The organism is Dietzia sp. DQ11-38-2 (assembly GCF_014145055.1).
GTDB lineage: Bacteria > Actinomycetota > Actinomycetes > Mycobacteriales > Mycobacteriaceae > Dietzia.
In genome coordinates this window covers 5,986-7,245 of record NZ_JAALDW010000495.1, presented here as the reverse complement: position 1 = coordinate 7,245, position 1,260 = coordinate 5,986, and the positions used below count along the sequence as shown (strand labels likewise).

General features: G+C 65.6%; 3 protein-coding genes. All 3 read right to left on the bottom strand.

Annotation, left to right across the window (positions count from 1 at the left end):
* Window positions 1–273 precede the first annotated feature (273 nt).
* From G6026_RS15490 to G6026_RS16905, 3 genes are read right to left on the bottom strand one after another with little or no spacing between them, the layout of a single operon-like run.
* Window positions 274–573, bottom strand: a complete 300-nt coding sequence (locus G6026_RS15490; RefSeq protein WP_182613698.1) for a hypothetical protein — start codon at window positions 571–573, stop codon at window positions 274–276.
* Window positions 570–839, bottom strand: a complete 270-nt coding sequence (locus G6026_RS15485; protein WP_182613697.1) for a hypothetical protein — start codon at window positions 837–839, stop codon at window positions 570–572. Before G6026_RS15485 ends, G6026_RS15490 begins: the two co-directional genes overlap by 4 nt.
* Window positions 836–1,093 (bottom strand): hypothetical protein, encoded by a 258-nt coding sequence (locus G6026_RS16905; RefSeq protein ID WP_182627575.1) that lies wholly within the window; start codon window positions 1,091–1,093, stop codon window positions 836–838. The genes G6026_RS15485 and G6026_RS16905 overlap by 4 nt, the downstream gene beginning before the upstream one ends.
* Window positions 1,094–1,260: the final 167 nt, after the last annotated feature.

The following is a 1,260-nucleotide window of genomic DNA, read 5'->3' as shown; positions in this document are numbered from 1 at the left end:
CACGTGGCAGCCCGACTGGTCCACAGCGGCCGCAGGCGGCGGGTGAAGATCCCCGAAACCTGGCCGTGGGCCGCCGCCATCGTCGCCGTATTCAACACAATCGCCGCGATTCCCAAACCAGCCTGACCCCGCCTGCCCGCCCTCGATAGCACCACCGGAGACCCGCCCACCGGCAGCGCCAGCCGGCACCCTCGCACGCCCACAGACTGAAAAAGCGTCACCGTCACGCGACAGCAGCAGTCCTTACGGCCCGTGAATCACCGGGGCTAGTGGCTAAAAGACGACGCCGGGTTCCGGGGCCGGGATCCGTGGCACCGGCGGGGTGTCGCCGGTGTGGGTCCACTGCTCCCGGGGGAGCGCCGTGCGCGCGGCCCAAAATACGCTGGAGGGGTCCGTGCTCCCACCGCCACCCAACCACCACGGCCCCGTCGCGGTCACGGGCCAGGGGCTGGCGGCGGCGCGGGCCATGCCATCCTCCACGCCGGGGTCCCGAAGGTCAACGACCACGACACCATCGACGGCCGCGACGGTCTGACCGTCGGGACCGCTGAAGGTGACGGTCAGGCCGGTCATGGGTCCAGTGTGCGCTCGCCCGAGTACTTCGGGACGTAGGAGAAGGTCTCCCCGTAGCGGACTAGCCGCCCCATGGGCTGGTCGTCGCTGGTCGTGCCCTCGAAGTAGACGCCATTCTCGCCAGGAGACTCCCGAACCTCTCGCACCGCCAGAAGGTGGTCCACCCAGTTGACGACAATGGCTTCGACGTCTCCGGGTTGGACCTCACCAAGGATTCCCCGGCGGTACTGGCTATCGACTCCACCATCCTCTCCGTTCGTGATCACCGGAGCCAGTCCCAGAAGGACTTCGGCATCCAGCCTTGACGATCCTGTGTCACCACGCTGATGAACCAGTGGTCACCAGCATCAGTTACAGCCTTGATTCGTTGGTGGGCTTGATCGGTGGTCAGGTTCGTCTTGACGAACCATGTGGAGTCGAGTGGATGGTTCCAATCGCCCATCGCCTTGATGGTGTCGTAGACGGCTTCGTAGTTCTGACCTGGACTGTTGAGGTCGTAGGTAATGAGCAGGGTGGCCACTTGGGGCCTCCTTCCGTCGGAGTTCCGCCGACGATAACAGTGGGCTCCGACACTGTCGGGACAGTCTGAGCGCCCCCTCATGCCTGGCTCCAGGCCTTGACTGGCACGTCCCTGGCACGGACGCCGTCCGACTCTCCAGTTACGTGCCCTCACCAGCGCAAACCCAA

Coding starts and splice junctions, on each gene's coding strand:
- G6026_RS15490 (WP_182613698.1), bottom strand. CDS start 573: ATGACCGGCCTGACCGTCACCTTCAGCGGTCCCGACGGTCAGACCGTC.